The sequence below is a fragment of the Bacillus sp. ISL-51 genome (assembly GCF_018613535.1).
Classification (GTDB): domain Bacteria; phylum Bacillota; class Bacilli; order Bacillales; family Bacillaceae; genus Bacillus.
The window spans coordinates 472,990-492,515 of record NZ_JAGGQB010000006.1; the positions used below are offsets into that span (position 1 = coordinate 472,990).

The window sequence follows — 19,526 nt, forward strand, 5'->3', positions numbered from 1 at the left end:
GGGGTTTGAATGACTGCAAACCGCCATCAAGTATTAGGGCTTTCTGATGAAGAAGCCGTTGATATGTATAGAACCATGCTGCTAGCCAGAAAAATCGATGAAAGAATGTGGCTGTTAAACCGTTCGGGGAAAATTCCGTTCGTCATTTCATGCCAGGGGCAAGAAGCCGCTCAGGTAGGCGCAGCCTATGCGCTGAACCGTGACACCGACTACGTGCTCCCGTACTACAGAGATATGGGAGTCGTGCTTGCATTCGGCATGACCGCCAAGGATTTAATGATGTCCGGATTTGCGAAAGCGGCAGACCCGAACTCCGGAGGCAGACAGATGCCGGGCCACTTCGGACAAAAGAAAAACAGAATCGTTACGGGCTCATCGCCTGTTACGACACAAGTGCCTCACGCAGTCGGCATTGCGCTTGCAGGACGCATGGACAAAAAGGATATCGCCGCATTTGTTACGTTCGGAGAAGGCTCTTCCAACCAGGGAGATTTTCACGAAGGGGCAAACTTTGCCGCCGTGCATAAATTGCCGGTGATCTTTATGTGCGAAAACAATAAATATGCCATTTCAGTTCCATATGATAAACAGGTTGCCTGCGAGAATATTTCTGACCGGGCAGTGGGCTACGGCATGCCGGGAGTAACCGTTGACGGAAATGATCTGCTTGAAGTATATAAGGTTGTGAAAGAAGCGCGCGAACGGGCTTCTAAAGGAGAAGGGCCGACATTAATAGAAACGATCTCCTACCGTCTGACGCCGCATTCCAGTGATGACGACGACAGCAGTTACAGAGAACGTGAAGAAGTAGAAGAAGCTAAAAAACATGATCCGCTTCTCATATACAAAGCATACTTGCAAGAAATCGGGCTTCTCAGCGGAGAAGAAGAAAAAACGATGCTTGATGAGATCATGGCCATCGTAAACGAAGCGACAGACGAAGCGGAGAAAGCACCATATGCATCTCCTGAATCAACGCTTGATCACGTTTATGCGAAGTAGGGAGGAATACGAATGTCTGTAATGTCTTATATCGACAGTATTAATGCAGCAATGAAAGAAGAAATGGAAAGAGATTCACGGGTTTTTGTGCTCGGAGAAGACGTTGGGAGAAAAGGCGGCGTGTTTAAAGCAACTGCCGGCCTCTATGATCAGTTCGGTGAAGAGCGGGTCATGGATACGCCGCTTGCAGAGTCAGCCATTGCAGGTGTCGGGATCGGCGCAGCGATGTACGGTATGCGCCCGATTGCAGAGATGCAGTTCGCAGATTTCATTCTCCCTGCGGTCAACCAGATCATTTCGGAAGCGGCGAAAATCCGCTACCGCTCAAACAATGATTGGAGCTGCCCGATAGTGATCAGAGCGCCATACGGCGGAGGCGTTCACGGCGCATTATATCATTCTCAATCAGTAGAAGCTATTTTCGCCAATCAGCCAGGACTTAAAATTGTCATGCCTTCAACTCCTTATGACGCAAAAGGGCTTTTAAAGGCTGCGGTCCGCGATGACGATCCGGTGCTGTTTTTCGAGCATAAGCGTGCATACCGCCTTATTAAAGGAGAAGTTCCGGCTGAGGATTATGTCCTGCCAATCGGAAAAGCCGATGTCAAACGCGAAGGCAGCGATATTACCGTCATTACGTACGGATTATGTGTCCATTTCGCTTTGCAGGCAGCCGAACGGCTTGAAAAAGACGGAATTTCTGTGCACGTATTAGACTTGCGTACAGTTTATCCGTTAGATAAAGAGGCCATCATCGAAGCGGCGTCTAAAACCGGAAAAGTGCTCTTAATCACAGAGGATACAAAAGAAGGCAGCATCATGAGTGAAGTCGCGGCCATTATTTCTGAAAACTGCCTATTTGATTTAGACGCGCCGATCAAGCGGCTGGCAGGTTTTGATGTTCCGGCAATGCCATATGCGCCGACGATGGAAAAATACTTTATGATGAATCCTGACAAAGCAGAAGCCGCAATGAGAGAATTAGCGGAGTTTTAAAGACGTAAGGAGGTTTTTGACATGGCGATCGAACAAATGGCGATGCCGCAGCTTGGAGAGAGCGTAACGGAGGGGACGATCAGCAAATGGCTGGTTTCTCCCGGAGATCAAGTGAATAAATATGACCCGATCGCAGAGGTCATGACAGATAAAGTAAATGCAGAGGTGCCTTCCTCTTTTTCCGGCACGATTACCGAGCTTGTAGGAGAAGAAGGCCAAACTCTTGCAGTCGGAGAGGTTATCTGCAAAATTGAAACAGAAGAAGCGCAAACGGCAGAGGCGCCGAAACAGAGCGAAGCTGAGCAGAAAACATCTGCTGAAGCCGCGCCGCAGTTCTCAGGCGGTGGAACATCAAATAAAGCGCGTTATTCGCCGGCAGTCCTCAGATTAGCGGGAGAACACGGCATCCGGCTTGAACAAGTTGAAGGAACGGGAGCCGGCGGAAGAATCACAAGAAAAGATATTCAGCGGATCATTGATTCAGGAATGCCGCAAAAAACAGAAGCGCCGGCAGCCTCTGTTCAGCAGCCGAAAGAACCGAAGCAAGAGCAAAAGCAAGTGCAATCCCCTGTACCGGCAGCCGGAGATATTGAAATTCCGGTGACAGGCGTCAGAAAAGCCATCGCATCCAATATGCACAAAAGCAAAACAGAAATTCCTCACGCCTGGACGATGATGGAAGTCGACGTCACAAACATGACGGCGTACCGAAACAGCATAAAGGATACATTTAAACAAACAGAGGGTTTCAATTTAACGTTCTTCGCTTTCTTTGTAAAAGCGGTAGCGCAGGCTTTGAAAGAGTTCCCGCAGATGAACAGCATGTGGGCCGGAGACAAAATCATTCAAAAGAAAGATATCAATATCTCCATTGCCGTCGCTACAGAAGATTCTCTGTTTGTCCCGGTCATTAAGCGGGCTGATGAGAAAACAATTAAAGGCATTGCCAGAGAGATAACAGATCTCGCGAAAAAAGTGAGAGACGGAAAACTCACGGCCGAAGACATGCAGGGCGGTACATTTACCGTCAATAATACGGGATCATTCGGCTCCGTTCAGTCAATGGGCATCATCAATCATCCGCAGGCCGCGATCCTTCAGGTGGAATCAATCGTCAAGCGTCCGGTTGTCATGAATAACGGGATGATTGCTGTGCGCGATATGGTTAATCTTTGCCTGTCCTTAGACCACAGAGTGCTCGACGGACTCATTTGCGGCCGTTTCCTCGGACGCGTGAAACAAATTTTAGAAAATATCGATGAAAAAACATCAATATACTAAAAAAATCTCCTTTTGCCCCGGCGGTAAAAGGAGATTCTTTTATTTCAATTCTGTATTTTCTTCCGGAACAAGCATGCATATATGCTGTTTCAGCACCTCGATCGTGCAAGGCGATTTTCCGTACACCTCACCGTCCGTATCCGCATGCATCTCGCGCCCGGTTTCGATCTCAACCCGCGAGGCTTGAATATAGGACAGCTCTCCTGAGAAATCATCAAATGAGCCCTGCTCCATTGTCATCAGCTCCCGTAAAGCGGAAAGGCTTGTATTGCGGCAGATTAAGATATCAGCCAAGCCGTCCTGAAGGTTTGCATCAGGCAAGGGAACCCGGTTTGTGCCGATATAATGCCCGTTCATTACAAGCAGCATGACGGCCTCGTCCTCTTTCACTTTTCCATCTATCGTCAGCCTGACGGAAAACGTGTTCGAGTTTGTCATCGTCCTCAACGCGCTTGTCAAGTAGCTGATTTTACCGAAAAGCGCTTTTTCTGTTTCGTTGATATGGCTGGAGGCTTCGGTGATCAGCCCGATACCCCAAAAATTCAGGAAAAAGCCGTCATCCGTTTTACAGACATCAATATTCCGCCTTTTTCCGGATACGAGCGCTTCAGCGGCCTTTTGAAGGTTTTGTGGTATGCCGAGCGCTCTAGAAAAATCATTACACGTTCCCCCCGGCAAAATGCCGACAGCCGGCTTGTGATTAAGCGTGCTGATGCTGTTGATGCATTGGTGAACGGTTCCGTCACCGCCCAGGATGAATAATACATCGACCGAGCTGTCAAGGTCCTCACAAAACTGCCGGGCGTCATTCGGATGTTTAGTCGGTTTAATCAGAAGCTCATCAACTGATTGGGCTAATATGGGAACGACCGTGCCGAGTGTTTTTTCTATCTGTTTTTGACCTGCGTTTCCGTTATAGATTAAAACAGCTTTCCGTTGGCTCATACAACTGCTCCTTTGTCTCAGTCAATCTCTTTATCACGTTTCCCGTTTTTGAATGGTCATAAACTGTTATCCGAAACATAAAAGTGAGAAAAACAATGGCAAATGAAGCGGTGTGATTTGCCGATTCGGCAGGTTCCTTGCTATCATAAGAAGAGATGACGAAAAAGGAGAGGTCCTACTTGAATATGGATTTTAATTTGTTTATGAATGATGTTGTGCGTCAAGCCCGTCAGGAAATTACGGCGGCCGGTTATACGGAGCTGAAAACAGCTGAGGAAGTGGACGCAGCGCTTTCGAAAAAAGGAACGACGCTTGTCATGGTCAATTCAGTGTGCGGATGCGCAGGCGGAATTGCAAGACCTGCGGCATACCATTCCGTTCATTACGATAAACGCCCGGATCAGCTCGTCACGGTATTTGCCGGACAGGATAAAGAGGCGACAGCGAAAGCGAGAGAATACTTTGAAGGCTACCCGCCGTCTTCTCCGTCATTTGCTGTTCTAAAAGACGGAAAAATTATGAAAATGGTCGAACGTCATGAAATTGAAGGACACGAACCGATGGCTGTTGTGACAAAACTGCAAGAAGCATTTGAAGAATATTGTGAAGAAGTATAAAGAAACACGAACCCCGAAGCCTGGAGCTGAGGGGTTTTTTTTGCGTTAAGAATGCATAAATATTAATGTTCATTCACGTTGCACCCGACAGTAATCTATTTTTAAATCTATTGCAATAATAAATATAGAAAGGGGTAGATATTTTTTAAAAATAGTATTGCATAACAATTAAAAAGTGTTTAAAATACAAATTAACGAATAAATATTCAAGTTTACGAGAGAAAAAGATATGGGGGAAAATGATCATGAAAAAATGGCTGTTGGTATTGATTTCCGCATGTATCACTTTTGCGCTGTCGGCCTGCGGATCGGGCAATTCGGACTCAGGAGACGGAAAGAAAAAACTGATTATGGGTACATCGGCTGATTATAAACCGTTTGAATATAAAGATGGAGATAAAATCGTCGGATTTGACGTTGATTTGGCAAAAGCTTTGGGCAAAAAGACAGGGTATGAAGTTGAAGTGCAGGATATGGACTTTAACAGTTTGATTACTGCACTGAAATCAAAGCAGGTTGACATGATTTTATCAGGAATGACACCTACACCGGAACGAAAAAAACAAGTTGATTTTTCTGATATTTACTATACCGCTAATAATATGATCGTTACGAAGAAGGGAAGCAGCATCAAATCCCTGAAAGATTTAAAAGGCAAAACCGTCGGCGTTCAGCTCGGTTCCATTCAAGAGGAAAAAGGAAAACAGCTTTCTTCTAAATACGGATTTCAGCTTGAAGACCGCAACCGCATTTCAGACCTAACCGAGGAAATCAAATCCGGGCGTTTTGATGCCGCGATTATTGAAGACATCGTAGCGCAAGGTTATTTCAGCTCAAATAACGATTTGCAGGGCTTTACGGCCGAGGATGCAAAATCAGACGAATCCGGCTCCGCGATTGCGTTCCGCAAAGACAGCGATGTAACAGCGAAATTTAACAAAGCGCTCAAAGAAATGGAGAAAAACGGAGACATTGAAAAACTGAAGAAAAAATGGTTCAGCAACGAGAAATAAAAGAAAGCTCAACTTTTCGTTGAGCTTTTTATCGTGAATGAATATAAAGGAGATAAAGCGTATGAATTTGGATTTCTCAGCGACAATACCCCAAATTCCTTTTATATTAGAAGGCCTCGCGATTACATTGAAAATTGTGCTCGTCTCAGCAGTGATCGGCCTTATATTAGGAATTGTGCTCAGCTTATTTAAAATCAGCACATTCAGTCCGCTTAAATGGATTGCGGACTTTTATACTTCAATATTCCGCGGCACGCCGCTCGTGCTGCAGCTGATGATCATTTATTTCGGAATGCCTCAGCTGCTCGGTTTTCAGATTGATCAATTTTGGGCGGCGGTCACGGCATTATCGCTCAATTCTGCCGCTTACGTCTCTGAAATTATCAGGGCCGGAATTAACGCGATTGACAAAGGCCAAAAAGAGGCGGCTGTCGCCCTTGGCGTGCCGTACGGAAAAATGATGAAAGATTTGCTGCTGCCTCAGGCGTTTAAAAATATTTCACCGGCAATCATTAATGAATTAATCACATTGACGAAAGAATCGGCGATCGTCACAGTCATCGGTCTCGGCGACATTATGAGACGGGCTTATCAGGCGGGAGCGGCGACATACAACTATTTGGAGCCCCTCATCGCGGCCGGTTTAATCTATTATGTGCTCGTGCTGATTTTAGCGTTTATCGGCAAAGGCGTAGAAAGGAAGCTGAAAGCCAATGATTAAAGTTGACAAGCTGTCAAAATCATTTGGAAAACATGAAGTGTTAAAAAATATCTCGACACAGATAGGCGAGGGGGAAGTCGTAGCGGTAATCGGGCCTTCAGGTTCAGGGAAATCAACATTTCTGCGCTGTTTAAACCTGTTGGAAAAACCAAGCGGCGGAACAATTACGATTAAAGAAAAAGAAATTACGGCTGCTAAAACGAATACACTGAAGGTGCGGGAAAATATCGGAATGGTCTTTCAGCATTTCCACCTGTTTCCCCATAAAACGGTACTGGAAAATATCATGTACGCGCCTGTAAACGTGAAGAAGGTTTCAAAAAAAGAAGCGGAGGAAAAGGCTTGCGCGCTCCTTGAAAAAGTCGGACTGCTTGAGAAACGAAACGACTATCCGAACCGTTTGTCAGGAGGCCAAAAGCAGCGTGTCGCCATTGCGCGGGCTCTTGCTATGAACCCTGACATCATGCTGTTTGATGAACCGACCTCAGCCCTTGATCCGGAAATGGTAAAAGAAGTGCTTGAGGTTATGAAAGAGCTTGTTGAAACGGGCATGACCATGGTCATCGTTACGCATGAAATGGGTTTTGCCAAAGAAGTGGCCGACCGCGTATTATTTATGGACGAGGGAACAATAGTTGAAGACGGACCGCCAAAGGAATTTTTTCTTTCTCCGGAGTCGAAAAGAGCACAGGACTTTTTAGAAAAAATATTATAAAATAAAACTGTGAGAAAAGAAGAAGGTTATATCTTCTTCTTTTTTATTGAGAAAGAAACAACAGAATGGAGTCAGCAATGTTTAAAATTGGTTATCGCACACTGAAGACGGCACTTGGAACGGCATTGGCCATTTATTTAGCCCAGCAGCTGCATTTGCAAAACTTCGCATCCGCAGGCATTATCACCATCTTGTGCATACAAATTACGCAAAAGCGATCACTTCAAGCATCATGGGCCCGATTTGCCGCATGTTTATTGGCGATCGTCTTTTCTTATGTCTTTTTTGGACTGATCGGGTATCAACCGTTTGTGATCGGAGTATTGCTGGTGCTGTTCATTCCGACTACCGTCGTCTTAAAAATTAACGAAGGAATCGTCACCAGCTCAGTTATTATTCTTCATTTATATATGTCCGGAGGCATTACGATGTCGTTTATCTGGAATGAGTTTCAGTTAATCACGGTCGGCATCGGCGTAGCGCTTTTAATGAACCTGTATATGCCCAGCCTGGATAGAAAACTCGCTGCGTACCGAAAAAAAATCGAGGATAACTTCGCTGTCATCTTTGCCGAAATCGAGCGTTATTTGTTAACTGGTGAGCAAGATTGGACCGGGAAGGAAATACCGGAAACGCACCAATTGATTCAAGAGGCGAAAAACTTGGCCTATCGTGACGTGCAAAACCATATCATGCGCCACGAAAATCTTTACTATCATTATTTTAAAATGAGACAGAAGCAATTTGAAATCATTGAGAGGCTGCTGCCGAAGATTACATCTATTTCAATGACCGTAGAACAGGGAAAAATGATCGCCCATTTCATTCACGAATTAAGGGAAGCCATTCACCCGGGGAATACGGCCCATAAATTTTTAAAAAGACTTGCTGAAATGAGAATGGAATTTGAAGAAATGCCGCTTCCGGCAACACGCGAGGAGTTTGAAGCACGGGCGGCATTGTTCCACCTGCTCGGTGAGATGGAACAATACTTGGTCATTAAAAGTTATTTTAAAGGCATTAGGCTGCAAAAAACACTTGGATAATCGCATGAGCTCCTCCTTCATTGGTCATTCTAATGAAAAAAGGAGGAGCTCATGCGATTTTTTTTATGCTCAATTGCCTTATTGCTGTCCCCGCTCTGGCCGCTTGGCGCAAATCCATTGCCGGGTGACCCTTATATCATCGTCAATAAAACAACCAACGCACTGGCCGTTGTGAAAGACAATAAGATAGAAGGTATTTATCAGGTGGCGACGGGGAAAACAGATGATTTGACGCCGGAGGGTGAGTTTACGGTTACGGTCAAAGCTGTTAATCCGTTTTACCGAAAGAAAAACGTAAAGGGCGGAGCGCCTGAAAACCCGCTCGGAGTCCGGTGGATCGGCTTTGACGCCAAAGGAACTGACGGAAGAATGTACGGAATTCACGGGACGAACAGAGAAGAGCTGATCGGCGGGTTTGTATCAAACGGATGCATACGCATGAGGAACCGGGATGTCATTCACGTATTTCAAATCATCCCTGCCGGAACAAAGGTATTCATTACGAAAGGCAGCCGTTCATTTGAGGACATTGCAAAAGAGCGGAATGCCCTCATAAAAAAGCAGGAAATACCCGTTCAATGAGGTGCCTGCTTTTTTATTGCAAATACATAATGATGCCTGAGAGGACTGTTGACAGTATAAATACGCTCAAAATGACGATGACTGCGCTTTTTATGAATTTCTGGGACATCGTTTCACTCCTTATCTTTACTGTCTACATTTTAACGTGTTTTGCGTGTATGAACAAGCCATATCCTATGGCGGAAAGCAGGTCTGTTACGCTATGAAAAAACTTGATCATATCGGCATTGCCGTCTGCTCCGTTGAGGCTGCAAAAGAGTTTTACAAACGTATGCTGGGGCTGAAGGATATGGGAGATGAACTGGTTGCGGAACAAAAGGTGAAAGTCTGTTTTTTGGAGGCGGGAGAAACAAGGATTGAACTCATTGAACCCCTGTCTGATGACGGCCCGGTCTTTTCATTTTTGCAAAAAAGGGGCGAAGGGCTGCATCACCTCGCATTTCAGTGCGATGATATAACGGAGACGATAAAGGAATTTGAAGCATCACACATGACGATGATCAACAAAGAGCCGCAAACCGGGGCCGGCAGGAAAAGAATCGCGTTTCTTTCTCCCCGGGAAACGAACGGGGTCCTGATTGAGCTTTGCGAAACAATTGAAAAAGGAGAACCTCACGATGAGCATGAGTGACCATATCAGAAACTTAAATGAAAAGCGTTCCCTTTTAACAAACGGCGGCGGAACCGTCAGAAATGCAAAACAGCATAAAAAAGGCAAGCTGACGGCAAGAGAGAGAATTACATATTTATTGGACAAAGACAGTTTTTCAGAGTTCCAACCATTCGCAGAAAGCCGCATACCGGGGCTTCAAAGCGCAGCCGGGGACGGTGTCATTACCGGATACGGCACGATTGAAGGCCGGCCCGTCTATTTGTTTGCCCATGACTTTACTGTGCTTGGCGGTACGCTTGGTGAAACACATGCGAAAAAAATCGCTGCGGTGATGGATCTTGCGGCGAAAAATAAAGCCCCGATGATCGGTCTGAATGACTCAGGTGGTGCGAGAATTCAAGAGGGTGTGGTATCATTAGATGGATACGGCCATATCTTCAGGCGCAACGTCCTTTACTCAGGGGTGATCCCGCAAATCTCGGTCATTTTAGGTCCTTGCGCGGGCGGCGCCGTTTATTCTCCCGCCCTGACAGATTTTATCTTTATGGCGGAAAACACGTCGCAAATGTTTATCACAGGACCGAAAGTGATTGAGCATGTAACGGGTGAGCAGATTGACGCGGAAAGCTTAGGCGGTGCGGGAATACATAATGTCATAAGCGGAAATGCCCACTATTCGGCAAAAACGGAAAAAGAGGCGCTTTCCGCAGTAAAAACACTGCTTTCTTATCTCCCGCATGGCGCAGAAGCACCTTCCCCTGCCAAAAAGGAAGACGTCAGGCCGTTATTACACACCCGCGTTCCCCCAGACAGCTCGAAGCCTTACGATGTGTTACAGGTGATCAAAGAGCTGGCGGATGACGGAACGTTTTTTAACATTCAGCCGTATTTTGCCAAAAACATTGTTGTCGGTTTTCTGAAGCTCGGCCGGCGCACAGTGGGCGTTGTCGCAAGCCAGCCGAAACATTTGGCGGGAAGCCTGACGATTGACGCCGCTGATAAAGCGTCAAGATTCATCCGTTTTTGCGATGCGTTTCATATTCCGCTGTTAACGATAGCAGATGTCCCCGGGTTTCTGCCCGGCATTCAGCAGGAGCACGGCGGAATTATCCGGCACGGAGCGAAATTGCTGTATGCTTTCGCCGAAGCGACCGTTCCGAAAGTAACGCTGATCATCAGAAAAGCTTACGGAGGAGCTTATGTCGCCATGAATTCGAAAGCGATCGGAGCAGACCTTGTATTTGCCTGGCCTAATGCAGAAATTGCCGTCATGGGAGCGGAAGGAGCCGCTTCGATTTTATACGGCAAAGAAATTAAAGCTTCTGATGACCCGGAAAAAACAAAACGCGAAAAAACAGCCATATACCAAAAGGAAAACTCAGGCCCGTTCAGAGCCGCAGCCTGCGGAATGGTGGATGACATCATCAGGCCGGAAGAGTCGAGGAAAAAATTGATTCAAGCATATGACATGCTTGCGCATAAGGAAGAGAAAAGACCAAAAAAAAAGCACGGTAATATACCGCTTTAAACGGAGGGAACAGCAAATGGTAAACGAAAAACGCCTGCTCGACGAATTTTTAGAGCTCGTTCAAATCGATTCAGAAACAAAACATGAAGCGGAAATCTGCAAGGTGCTCAAACAAAAGTTTACTGATTTAGGCTTGAGCGTAAAAGAAGACGATACAAAAAATGTGACGGGGCACGGAGCCGGCAACTTAATTTGTACGCTGAAAGGCACAAAAGAAGCAGATACGATTTATTTTACATCACACATGGATACGGTTGTCCCGGGTAACGGAGTAAAACCGATCGTAGAAAACGGTTATGTGAAAACAGACGGCACGACCATTCTTGGCGCCGATGACAAAACAGGCCTTGCTGCAATGTTTGAAGCCATTAAAGTGCTGAAAGAACAAAATATTGAGCACGGCACGGTTGAATTCATTATTACAGTCGGCGAAGAATCAGGATTAGTCGGAGCCAAAGCGATGGATCGTTCAGACATTACCGCAAAATACGGTTTTGCGCTTGATTCAGACGGCAAAGTCGGCAATATCATTGTAGCCGCACCGACACAAGCGAAAGTAAAAGCGACGATTTACGGCAAAACGGCCCATGCCGGAGTAGAACCGGAAAAAGGCATTTCAGCCATTACGATTGCGTCAAAAGCGATCTCAAAAATGCCGCTGGGCCGAATTGACGAAGAAACGACGGCAAATATCGGGCGTTTTGAAGGCGGCACGCAAACCAATATCGTGTGCGATCAAGTCGACATCCTCGCCGAAGCGCGTTCATTAGTCCCTGAAAAAATGGAAGCGCAAGTGCAAAAAATGAAAGAGGCCTTTGAGTCGGCTGCAGCTGACATGGGAGGACGCGCTGAAGTGGACATAGCGGTCATGTATCCCGGCTTCAAATACCAGGACGGAGACCAAGTTGTAGAAGTCGCTAAAAAAGCGGCGGCGAAAATCGGCCGGCCGAGTGAGCTTCAGACAAGCGGCGGCGGCAGTGACGCAAACGTCATTGCCGGCCACGGCATTCCGACAGTCAACCTGTCAGTCGGCTACGAACAAATTCATACGAAAAACGAAAAAATGCCGATTGAAGAGCTTGTCAAAACAGCAGAAATGGTCGTTGCAGTGATCGAAGTGGCGGCAAACTAAAGACGAAGCACCCAAGATGACTTGGGTGCTTTTTTATGCGCAAATCTCATAGAAAGATGAATCGGATGGAGAATATTGGGTTATAGATATTTTTTAAGAAAACAGTGAGAAAATAGGTAAGAAGCAAAAGTCTAGTTTAACACTTTTGTCCTTGTTATTTTATTTACATGGCTTTAGAGTAAAGTTCGCTCCGGATTGCTGAAGATTATTAGTAAATGTTCACTAAAATGGTTCTGTCGTCGCAAGTAATCTCCTAAACCTGAACATACAGATTATAACAGGATGCTTCTGCGCAGATCGCATCCTATCATGTCCTTTTTGGTGATATATTCTTTGTGAAAAAAACACCTTAGGGGAAACATTTTCCTGGTGTCCATCAAGAAAAACCTGCCGGAATCCTTCCGGCAGGTTTCTGTATTATTTTGCAGGCTCCGCTTGAGCCGCCGTTACTTTCTTTTTATGATGAGTTTGCTGTAACAGCACGTTTTGCACGGTCAGGAACAATCCGCTAGTAAACCAGTAAAGCGGAAGTGCGGCCGGCACGTTAAGCGAAAAAATCGTCATCATGACAGGGAAGAGAAAGACCATGATTTTAGCAGACTGCATAGAGGCCGGATTTTGAGCGGCCGGTGAATATTTCGCATTTAATTTTTGAGAAATATAAGCCTGTAAAAAATACATGGCACCCGCGCAAAGTGATACAAGGATATCGGAATGCCCTAAGCTGAACCACAGAAAAGAGTGCGAAGCGATTTCCGGTGTCGAACGGATGGCATAGTAAAAACCGATCAGAATCGGGAATTGCACCAGCATCGGAAGACAGCCCATCGCCATCGGATTCAGATTGTGATCACGATACAGCTTCATCATTTCCATCTGAAGTTCTTTTTGTTTCTCAGGATCTTTGTTTTTTTTCATTTTTGCCTGAATGCTGTCTACCTGCGGTTTAATCACAGCCATTTTTTCCTGGAACATCCGCTGCTTTTTAAACTGGTTCACGAACAAAGGCAATACAACAATACGGACGATAATCGTCACAAGAATAATCGACAGGCCGTATTCACCATGGAACAGGCCGGCCACTCCTTTTAACAGTGCGGAAAACGGCTCAATCAGGTAATGATGGAAAAATCCGATATTCCCGAGTCCTCCCGTCTGAGTCTGAGCTGTCGCGGCAAAAGCCGACTGGCCTGTGAACAGCACGATGAAAAATAGTCCGAACGCAATAAGTTTTTGATATGTTTTAGACAATCATAATTCCTCCTTTTAATCATTGCTTTGTGTTATAAAAGGAGGAAGCTGACATCTTCATCATCATTCGCCGGTGAATTCATGCGGATGACTTTACGTATCCACGTGGTAATGCGATGATATATAATAATAAGAAAGTCTGTTCGGTTCAGCTGAACGACTGTTTGATGTTCATCTATGCGTTTCGTTCTCCAATGCTCGCCTGCACGGCACTCACGTAAAAGAAAAGCGATACCGATCGCAGTCAGAGCGGGAAGAATAATTGTGAAAAAATCGACTAAGAATAAAAAGTCATTCATTGACTCAAGAATCATTTTATCACATCCATTCAGTCCTTATTTTACTATATATATAAGAGGTTGTCTATCGAATGAAAGGGGGGGCGGCGATGACTGGAAAAGGAAGAATTATATTTCATATTGATATGAACAGCTTTTATGCTTCAGTTGAAATGGCGTATGATCCGTCTTTAAGGGGAAAGCCCCTTGCCGTTGCCGGAAACGTCAAGGAACGAAAAGGAATCGTCGTCACTTGCAGCTACGAAGCAAGAGCTCGCGGCGTGAAAACCACGATGCCTGTTTGGCAGGCAAAACGCAACTGTCCGGAACTGATCGTGGTTCCTCCCAATTTTGACCGCTACCGAAGCTCGTCAAAAGAAATGTTCAGCATCCTCCGTGAGTATACGGATTTAGTCGAGCCTGTCTCTATTGATGAAGGTTATATGGATATAACGGATACGCCGTACAGAAGCCGGGCGTATGAAACGGCGAAAGAAATTCAGGAGAGGCTGCAAAAAGAGCTGCTGCTCCCCTCAAGCATCGGCATCGCCCCGAATAAATTTCTCGCAAAAATGGCGTCTGATATGAAAAAGCCGCTCGGTATCACGATTTTAAGAAAAAGGGAGCTGCCGGCTGTATTGTGGCCTCTGCCGATCGAAGAAATGTACGGTATAGGAATGAAAACCGCGGAAAAAATAAAAACACTCGGCATCACTACAATCGGAGATTTAGCAAAGGGGGATGAGCACGCGCTGAAAACGCTGCTCGGCATTAACGGACCGCGGCTGAAGGAAAAAGCAAACGGCATTCACCATGCGGAGGTTGACCCTGAGCGGATTTATGAATTCAAAAGCGTCGGAAACTCAACAACTCTTTCGCATGACAGCACAGACGAGGGCGAATTATTCGGTGTGTTTGAAAGACTGGCGCTGTCTGTAAGCGAACGTCTTCAGCGTAAGGAAGTCATGGCCTGCCGGCTGTTTATCATGATCCGTTACGCGGATTGGAAAACGGTCACGAGAAGCATGACCCTTACCAACCCGATTGATCAAAAAAAAGACATTCTGAATGCGGCGATGCAGCTGTTTGAAAAGCATTGGAATCAGAATCCTGTCAGGCTCCTCGGCATAACCGGCACTGAACTAGTCGAAAAAGAACAGGCTTACAAACAGCTTGATTTGTTTTCGTTCAAAGAGGACGCAAAGGACGAACCGATTTATCAAATGATAAATCAGCTGAATGAGAAGTATGGCTCAAACCTGATCAGAAAAGGCGTCACATTAAAAAAAGAAGAAAGCAAAACAAAAGGGACGAGCTTTAACAGAGACTTTTTTCAGGATGAAAAGAAAAGCTGAATAACTTGAAAAAAGGGGTTATGTATGATAATTTCTTTAGTATAAATATCATTTTATTTTAATTTAAATTTTAAAATGGTTAAACGTTTTTAGAAGGGACGTTAGAATATGTCAAAACAACAAATCGGAGTTATCGGTCTTGCGGTAATGGGTAAAAATCTGGCTCTTAATATCGAAAGCCGGGGATTTTCTGTTTCTGTGTTTAACAGATCAAGCAGTAAAACGGAAGAGTTTTTGGAAGAGGCAAAAGGCAAAAACGTTGTCGGTACATACAGCATTGAGGAATTTGTCCAGTCTCTGGAAAAACCCCGTAAGATTTTATTAATGGTAAAAGCAGGAACTGCAACAGATGCGACGATTCAATCTCTTCTTCCGCACCTGGAAAAAGACGATATTTTGATTGACGGCGGAAATACATACTACAAAGATACACAGCGCCGAAACAAAGAGCTTGCCGAAAGCGGCATTCACTTTATCGGAACGGGTGTATCGGGCGGTGAAGAAGGAGCGCTCAAAGGGCCTTCTATTATGCCGGGAGGACAAAAAGAAGCGCATGAGCTCGTGAAGCCGATTTTAGAAGCCATTTCTGCAAAAGTTGACGGCGATGCTTGTACGACATACATCGGCCCGGACGGAGCGGGACACTATGTGAAAATGGTGCACAACGGTATTGAATACGGAGACATGCAGCTCATTTCTGAATCTTACTTCATCTTGAAACAGGTGCTCGGGCTGTCTGCTGAAGAGCTTCACGAAGTATTCGCTGAGTGGAATAAAGGCGAGCTTGACAGCTATCTGATCGAAATCACGGCTGACATCTTCACTAAAAAAGATGAAGAAACAGGCAAACCGCTTGTTGACGTGATTCTTGACAAAGCCGGCCAAAAAGGTACGGGTAAATGGACAAGCCAAAGCGCACTAGACTTAGGCGTACCGCTTCCGATCATCACTGAATCTGTGTTTGCGCGCTTTATCTCAGCGATGAAAGAAGAACGTGTGAAAGCGAGCGGCCTTCTGGCTGGACCTGACGTGAAACCTGTTACTGAAAGTAAAGAAGAGCTGATTGAAGCAGTCAGAAAAGCGCTCTTCATGAGTAAAATCTGTTCTTACGCACAAGGCTTTGCACAAATGAAAGCCGCGTCTGATGAATATAACTGGGATCTGAAATACGGTGAAATCGCTATGATCTTCCGCGGCGGCTGCATCATCCGTGCTGCATTCCTGCAAAAAATCAAAGATGCGTATGACCGTGAGCCTGAGCTTGATAACTTACTGCTCGACAGCTATTTCAAAAATATTGCAGAGAGCTACCAAGGAGCTCTGCGCCAAGTGATTTCACTTGCCGTAGCCCAAGGTGTGCCGGTACCTTCATTCTCAAGCGCACTTGCGTATTATGACAGCTACCGCACGGCTGTGCTTCCTGCGAACTTAATTCAAGCGCAGCGCGACTACTTCGGCGCGCACACATATGAGCGTACGGATAAAGAAGGCATTTTCCACACTGAGTGGATGAAGTAATAAAACAAAACCCCCGCAAATGCGGGGGTTTTTGTTATGAAAAAACCGCGGCAGTTATGATCAACCGCCGCGGTTTTGCTTTTTTCTTATATGTTCCACCAATGCAAGCCGTCCTTCTCCAAAAGCTCATCAGAAGCTTTCGGGCCCATTGAGCCTGCTTCATAGTTTGGAGAGAGTGTTTTGTTTGCCGCCCATGTTTCGGAAATCGCATCGACGAAGCTCCAGGAAAGCGCCACTTCATCCCAGTGCGCAAAGTTTGTCGCATCTCCTAACAAGCAGTCGTGAATTAATTTTTCATAGGCTTCCGGTGTATTCATTTCATCACTGCAGTTGCTGCAGTAATCGAGTTTGATAGGCTGAGCGTGAGCGGCTCCGCCTAATTTTTTTGCGTTCAAATAAAGAGTGATGCCTTCATCCGGCTGGATGTGGATAACAAGCAGGTTCGGATTCACATTCGTTTCATTGCCGTAATAAAGGTTCATCGGAATGTCTTTAAACTGTACGACGATTTTCGTTGATTTTTCTTTCATCCGTTTACCTGTGCGGATATAAAACGGAACGCCCGCCCAGCGGAAGTTATCGATTAAAAGCTTCCCGGACACGAAGGTTTCTGTGTTTGAATCAGGTGCTACGTTGTGCTCTTCCGTATAGCTCGGCACAGGATCGCCGTCAATGCTGCCGGCTTGATACTGGCCGCGGACGAAGTAATCATCAACTTCATCTGTGGCAATCGGCCGGAGGGCTCTCAGCACCTTCACTTTTTCACTGCGGATTTCTTCAGTGTTCAGTTTAATCGGCGGTTCCATCGCCAAGAGAGCAACCATTTGTAAAATATGGTTTTGCACCATGTCCCGTAGAGCGCCTGATTTTTCATAATACCTCGCTCGATCCTCGACACCGAGGTCCTCACTAGACGTAATTTGAATATTTGAGATGTAGCGATTGTTCCACAGCGGTTCGAAAATCGCGTTGGCAAACCGGATCACTTCTATATTTTGAACCATTTGTTTTCCTAAATAGTGGTCAATTCGGTAGATTTGATCCTCTGTGAACGCTTCGCGAATTTCTTGGTTAAGTTCCTTGGCGCTTGGCAAGTCATGGCCGAACGGTTTTTCAATCACGAGTCGGGACCAGCCTTTTGTCGCTGTGACGCCTTCATTTTTTAGCGATTTTGCGATTGTGCCGAAAAACTCAGGCGCCATCGCAAGGTAGAACATTCTGTTATTCGGAATTTCATATGTATCTTCAAGCTGATCAAGCAGGCCCTTCAGCTCCTGATAGGAACTTGGATTCGTTACGTCAAACGGGTGATAATAAAAATGAGATGTGAAATCATCTATATCTTTTTCTCTTGATGGAGAAACAGACGTTTTAACGGTTTCCCGGAGATCCTCATTTGACCAAGGTCTTCTGCCAACACCTACAACTGCAAACTCTTCACCAATTTGACCATTTTTATATAAACGGTGAATGGATGGGTAAAGTTTTCGTTTTGCTAAATCCCCTGTGGCACCAAATATTACAATAACTGCTTTTGGTTTGTCGTTTGTTTTCACTTAGAGTACCTCACTTTATCTGAAGCATGGTTTAAAACCCCGCATATTTTCTTCATTTTAAATCTAAAATTCGTTGAAAGCAAACATTTCAGCCTGTTTTTTGCGGAATGCTGAAAAAAATGATGCGGAGCGGCTGAACCCTGATTGAATTCACATTTTCACCCTGATCCTGTATTCTTAGTAGTACAAAGATTTAGGAGGAAGTAATGTGGAATTATTATTTTTAGGGACGGGGGCCGGCATGCCGGCCAAGACGAGAAACGTAACGTCCATCGCGCTGAAACTTCTTGAAGAAAGGCGTTCCGTCTGGCTGTTTGATTGCGGGGAAGCCACTCAGCACCAAATATTACATACAACCATCAAACCGCGGAAAATTGAAAAGATCTTTATCACCCATCTTCATGGCGACCACGTCTACGGCCTGCCGGGGCTTTTAGGAAGCAGGTCGTTTCAGGGCGGGGAAGAGGAGCTGGCCATTTACGGACCAAAAGGCATAAAATCGTTTATTGAAACGAGCCTGAAAGTGACCGCGACTCATCTGACATATCCTCTTGCCGTCTATGAAATCGAAGAAGGAACGGTATTTGAGGATGATCAATTCATCGTTACCGCAAAACCAGTTATTCACGGCGTAGAGGCGTTCGGCTATCGGGTTCAGGAAAAGGATTTGCCAGGCGCTTTAAAGGCAGACAGACTGAAAGAAATGAACATCCCGCCAGGTCCCGTCTATCAGGACATAAAAAAAGGCGAAACCGTCACGCTTGATGACGGACGAGTCATAAATGGAAAGGATTTTTTGGAACCGCCAAAGAAGGGAAGGATTGTCGCTTTTTCCGGGGATACCAGAGTGTCAGAGCATGTAACAGAGCTTGCGCATGATGCAGATGTGCTTATCCATGAAGCGACGTTTGCCAAGGAGGATGCAAAGCTTGCCCATGATTATTATCATTCAACGACAGAGCAGGCAGCACAAACTGCAAAGGAGGCCGGGGCCAAAAAATTGATTCTGACCCATATCAGCGCCAGATATCAGGGAGAAGCCCCGCTTGAACGATTGCAGAATGAGGCGAGAGCGGTTTTTGAAAACAGTACGGTTGCATCCGATTTTATGGAAGTCATTGTGGAAAAGCCTTAAAAAAGAGCAGTTGACAAGTTTGTTTGTTCATGTATAATAAAGCGTAATTATTACGATTTGTTAGGAGGAAAGATCATGCGGGTAAACGTTACACTGGCTTGTACAGAAACAGGGGACCGAAATTACATCACAACGAAAAATAAACGGACAAATCCAGACCGTCTGGAATTTAAAAAATATTCACCGCGGTTAAAAAGATATACCGTGCATCGTGAAACAAAATAATCGAACAAGAAGAAAAG

The 19,526-nt window shown here is 45.5% G+C and carries 21 protein-coding genes; 16 read left to right on the forward strand and 5 right to left on the reverse strand.

Annotated elements, in window-relative coordinates:
* The first annotated feature begins 9 nt into the window (after positions 1-9).
* The 3 genes from J7E26_RS11130 to J7E26_RS11140 are packed head-to-tail and all read left to right on the forward strand — an operon-like array spanning position 10 to position 3,279.
* Positions 10-1,002 (forward strand): thiamine pyrophosphate-dependent dehydrogenase E1 component subunit alpha, encoded by a 993-nt coding sequence (locus J7E26_RS11130; RefSeq protein WP_214798675.1) that lies wholly within the window; start codon positions 10-12, stop codon positions 1,000-1,002.
* A 12-nt stretch (positions 1,003-1,014) separates the two neighbouring features.
* Positions 1,015-1,998, forward strand: a complete 984-nt coding sequence (gene bfmBAB / locus J7E26_RS11135; RefSeq protein ID WP_214798678.1) for an alpha-ketoacid dehydrogenase subunit beta — start codon at positions 1,015-1,017, stop codon at positions 1,996-1,998.
* 21 nt (positions 1,999-2,019) lie between these two features.
* Positions 2,020-3,279 (forward strand): dihydrolipoamide acetyltransferase family protein, encoded by a 1,260-nt coding sequence (locus tag J7E26_RS11140; protein ID WP_214798681.1) that lies wholly within the window; start codon positions 2,020-2,022, stop codon positions 3,277-3,279.
* 39 nt (positions 3,280-3,318) lie between these two features.
* Here the strand turns inward: J7E26_RS11140 and J7E26_RS11145 are convergent, their stop codons facing one another.
* Positions 3,319-4,224, reverse strand: a complete 906-nt coding sequence (locus tag J7E26_RS11145) for a YegS/Rv2252/BmrU family lipid kinase (RefSeq protein WP_214798684.1) — start codon at positions 4,222-4,224, stop codon at positions 3,319-3,321.
* 179 nt (positions 4,225-4,403) lie between these two features.
* Between J7E26_RS11145 and brxB the strand changes: the two genes are divergently transcribed.
* The 6 genes from brxB (at position 4,404) to J7E26_RS11175 (ending at position 8,918) form a co-directional block, all read left to right on the forward strand.
* Positions 4,404-4,841: a BrxA/BrxB family bacilliredoxin gene (gene brxB, locus J7E26_RS11150; RefSeq protein ID WP_214798687.1), complete on the forward strand. Its 438-nt coding sequence runs from the start codon at positions 4,404-4,406 to the stop codon at positions 4,839-4,841.
* Positions 4,842-5,086: 245 nt separating this feature from the next.
* Complete coding sequence (gene artP, locus J7E26_RS11155; protein ID WP_214798690.1) at positions 5,087-5,854, forward strand: arginine ABC transporter substrate-binding protein ArtP; 768 nt, start codon at positions 5,087-5,089, stop codon at positions 5,852-5,854.
* A 61-nt stretch (positions 5,855-5,915) separates the two neighbouring features.
* Positions 5,916-6,575 (forward strand): arginine ABC transporter permease ArtQ, encoded by a 660-nt coding sequence (artQ, locus tag J7E26_RS11160; RefSeq protein WP_214798694.1) that lies wholly within the window; start codon positions 5,916-5,918, stop codon positions 6,573-6,575.
* On the forward strand, positions 6,568-7,290 hold the full coding sequence (gene artM, locus J7E26_RS11165) for an arginine ABC transporter ATP-binding protein ArtM (protein ID WP_214798697.1): 723 nt from the start codon (positions 6,568-6,570) through the stop codon (positions 7,288-7,290). The genes artQ and artM overlap by 8 nt, the downstream gene beginning before the upstream one ends.
* A gap of 77 nt (positions 7,291-7,367) precedes the next feature.
* Positions 7,368-8,336 carry an aromatic acid exporter family protein gene (locus tag J7E26_RS11170; RefSeq protein WP_214798700.1) on the forward strand — a complete coding sequence of 323 codons (969 nt, stop codon included), beginning with the start codon at positions 7,368-7,370 and terminating at the stop codon, positions 8,334-8,336.
* A 51-nt stretch (positions 8,337-8,387) separates the two neighbouring features.
* Positions 8,388-8,918, forward strand: coding sequence for a L,D-transpeptidase (locus J7E26_RS11175; RefSeq protein WP_214798703.1), 531 nt, complete (start codon positions 8,388-8,390; stop codon positions 8,916-8,918).
* Positions 8,919-8,931: 13 nt separating this feature from the next.
* Here the strand turns inward: J7E26_RS11175 and prli42 are convergent, their stop codons facing one another.
* Entirely contained in the window at positions 8,932-9,027 is a 96-nt protein-coding gene (gene prli42 / locus J7E26_RS11180) for a stressosome-associated protein Prli42 (RefSeq protein WP_214798706.1), read from the reverse strand.
* Between the two features lie 93 nt (positions 9,028-9,120).
* On the opposite strand from prli42, the gene mce reads away from it, so the two are divergent.
* Genes mce through J7E26_RS11195 form a run of 3 tightly spaced genes read left to right on the forward strand, consistent with a single transcriptional unit; the run spans position 9,121 to position 12,191 of the window.
* Positions 9,121-9,549, forward strand: a complete 429-nt coding sequence (gene mce / locus J7E26_RS11185; RefSeq protein WP_214798709.1) for a methylmalonyl-CoA epimerase — start codon at positions 9,121-9,123, stop codon at positions 9,547-9,549.
* Positions 9,542-11,059 carry an acyl-CoA carboxylase subunit beta gene (locus tag J7E26_RS11190; RefSeq protein WP_214798969.1) on the forward strand — a complete coding sequence of 506 codons (1,518 nt, stop codon included), beginning with the start codon at positions 9,542-9,544 and terminating at the stop codon, positions 11,057-11,059. Before mce ends, J7E26_RS11190 begins: the two co-directional genes overlap by 8 nt.
* A gap of 16 nt (positions 11,060-11,075) precedes the next feature.
* Positions 11,076-12,191, forward strand: a complete 1,116-nt coding sequence (locus J7E26_RS11195; RefSeq protein ID WP_214798712.1) for a tripeptidase T — start codon at positions 11,076-11,078, stop codon at positions 12,189-12,191.
* Between the two features lie 417 nt (positions 12,192-12,608).
* Here J7E26_RS11195 and J7E26_RS11200 read toward each other — a convergent pair whose 3' ends face one another.
* Complete coding sequence (locus tag J7E26_RS11200) at positions 12,609-13,442, reverse strand: membrane protein insertase YidC (RefSeq protein WP_214798715.1); 834 nt, start codon at positions 13,440-13,442, stop codon at positions 12,609-12,611.
* A 32-nt stretch (positions 13,443-13,474) separates the two neighbouring features.
* On the reverse strand, positions 13,475-13,756 hold the full coding sequence (locus tag J7E26_RS11205) for a hypothetical protein (protein ID WP_214798718.1): 282 nt from the start codon (positions 13,754-13,756) through the stop codon (positions 13,475-13,477).
* 74 nt (positions 13,757-13,830) lie between these two features.
* On the opposite strand from J7E26_RS11205, the gene J7E26_RS11210 reads away from it, so the two are divergent.
* Together J7E26_RS11210 and gndA are read left to right on the forward strand one after the other, a co-directional pair.
* Positions 13,831-15,075, forward strand: a complete 1,245-nt coding sequence (locus J7E26_RS11210) for a DNA polymerase IV (protein WP_214798721.1) — start codon at positions 13,831-13,833, stop codon at positions 15,073-15,075.
* Between the two features lie 108 nt (positions 15,076-15,183).
* Entirely contained in the window at positions 15,184-16,593 is a 1,410-nt protein-coding gene (gene gndA / locus J7E26_RS11215) for an NADP-dependent phosphogluconate dehydrogenase (protein WP_214798724.1), read from the forward strand.
* A gap of 86 nt (positions 16,594-16,679) precedes the next feature.
* Here the strand turns inward: gndA and zwf are convergent, their stop codons facing one another.
* A complete protein-coding gene (gene zwf, locus J7E26_RS11220) occupies positions 16,680-18,149 on the reverse strand; it encodes a glucose-6-phosphate dehydrogenase (RefSeq protein ID WP_214798727.1) in 1,470 nt (489 codons plus the stop codon).
* A 208-nt stretch (positions 18,150-18,357) separates the two neighbouring features.
* On the opposite strand from zwf, the gene rnz reads away from it, so the two are divergent.
* Positions 18,358-19,284 carry a ribonuclease Z gene (gene rnz / locus J7E26_RS11225; RefSeq protein WP_214798730.1) on the forward strand — a complete coding sequence of 309 codons (927 nt, stop codon included), beginning with the start codon at positions 18,358-18,360 and terminating at the stop codon, positions 19,282-19,284.
* Between the two features lie 75 nt (positions 19,285-19,359).
* The gene (gene rpmG, locus J7E26_RS11230; RefSeq protein WP_214798733.1) at positions 19,360-19,509 is read left to right on the forward strand and encodes a 50S ribosomal protein L33; all 150 of its coding nucleotides are present in this window, start codon (positions 19,360-19,362) and stop codon (positions 19,507-19,509) included.
* Positions 19,510-19,526: the final 17 nt, after the last annotated feature.

Coding starts and splice junctions, on each gene's coding strand:
- J7E26_RS11130 (WP_214798675.1), top strand. CDS start 10: ATGACTGCAAACCGCCATCAAGTATTAGGGCTTTCTGATGAAGAAGCC.
- prli42 (WP_214798706.1), bottom strand. CDS start 9,027: ATGTCCCAGAAATTCATAAAAAGCGCAGTCATCGTCATTTTGAGCGTA.
- J7E26_RS11140 (WP_214798681.1), top strand. CDS start 2,020: ATGGCGATCGAACAAATGGCGATGCCGCAGCTTGGAGAGAGCGTAACG.
- J7E26_RS11190 (WP_214798969.1), top strand. CDS start 9,542: ATGAGTGACCATATCAGAAACTTAAATGAAAAGCGTTCCCTTTTAACA.
- rpmG (WP_214798733.1), top strand. CDS start 19,360: ATGCGGGTAAACGTTACACTGGCTTGTACAGAAACAGGGGACCGAAAT.
- gndA (WP_214798724.1), top strand. CDS start 15,184: ATGTCAAAACAACAAATCGGAGTTATCGGTCTTGCGGTAATGGGTAAA.
- J7E26_RS11145 (WP_214798684.1), bottom strand. CDS start 4,224: ATGAGCCAACGGAAAGCTGTTTTAATCTATAACGGAAACGCAGGTCAA.
- J7E26_RS11175 (WP_214798703.1), top strand. CDS start 8,388: ATGCGATTTTTTTTATGCTCAATTGCCTTATTGCTGTCCCCGCTCTGG.
- J7E26_RS11195 (WP_214798712.1), top strand. CDS start 11,076: ATGGTAAACGAAAAACGCCTGCTCGACGAATTTTTAGAGCTCGTTCAA.
- J7E26_RS11205 (WP_214798718.1), bottom strand. CDS start 13,756: ATGATTCTTGAGTCAATGAATGACTTTTTATTCTTAGTCGATTTTTTC.
- artP (WP_214798690.1), top strand. CDS start 5,087: ATGAAAAAATGGCTGTTGGTATTGATTTCCGCATGTATCACTTTTGCG.
- bfmBAB (WP_214798678.1), top strand. CDS start 1,015: ATGTCTGTAATGTCTTATATCGACAGTATTAATGCAGCAATGAAAGAA.
- J7E26_RS11170 (WP_214798700.1), top strand. CDS start 7,368: ATGTTTAAAATTGGTTATCGCACACTGAAGACGGCACTTGGAACGGCA.
- J7E26_RS11210 (WP_214798721.1), top strand. CDS start 13,831: ATGACTGGAAAAGGAAGAATTATATTTCATATTGATATGAACAGCTTT.
- artQ (WP_214798694.1), top strand. CDS start 5,916: ATGAATTTGGATTTCTCAGCGACAATACCCCAAATTCCTTTTATATTA.
- mce (WP_214798709.1), top strand. CDS start 9,121: ATGAAAAAACTTGATCATATCGGCATTGCCGTCTGCTCCGTTGAGGCT.
- artM (WP_214798697.1), top strand. CDS start 6,568: ATGATTAAAGTTGACAAGCTGTCAAAATCATTTGGAAAACATGAAGTG.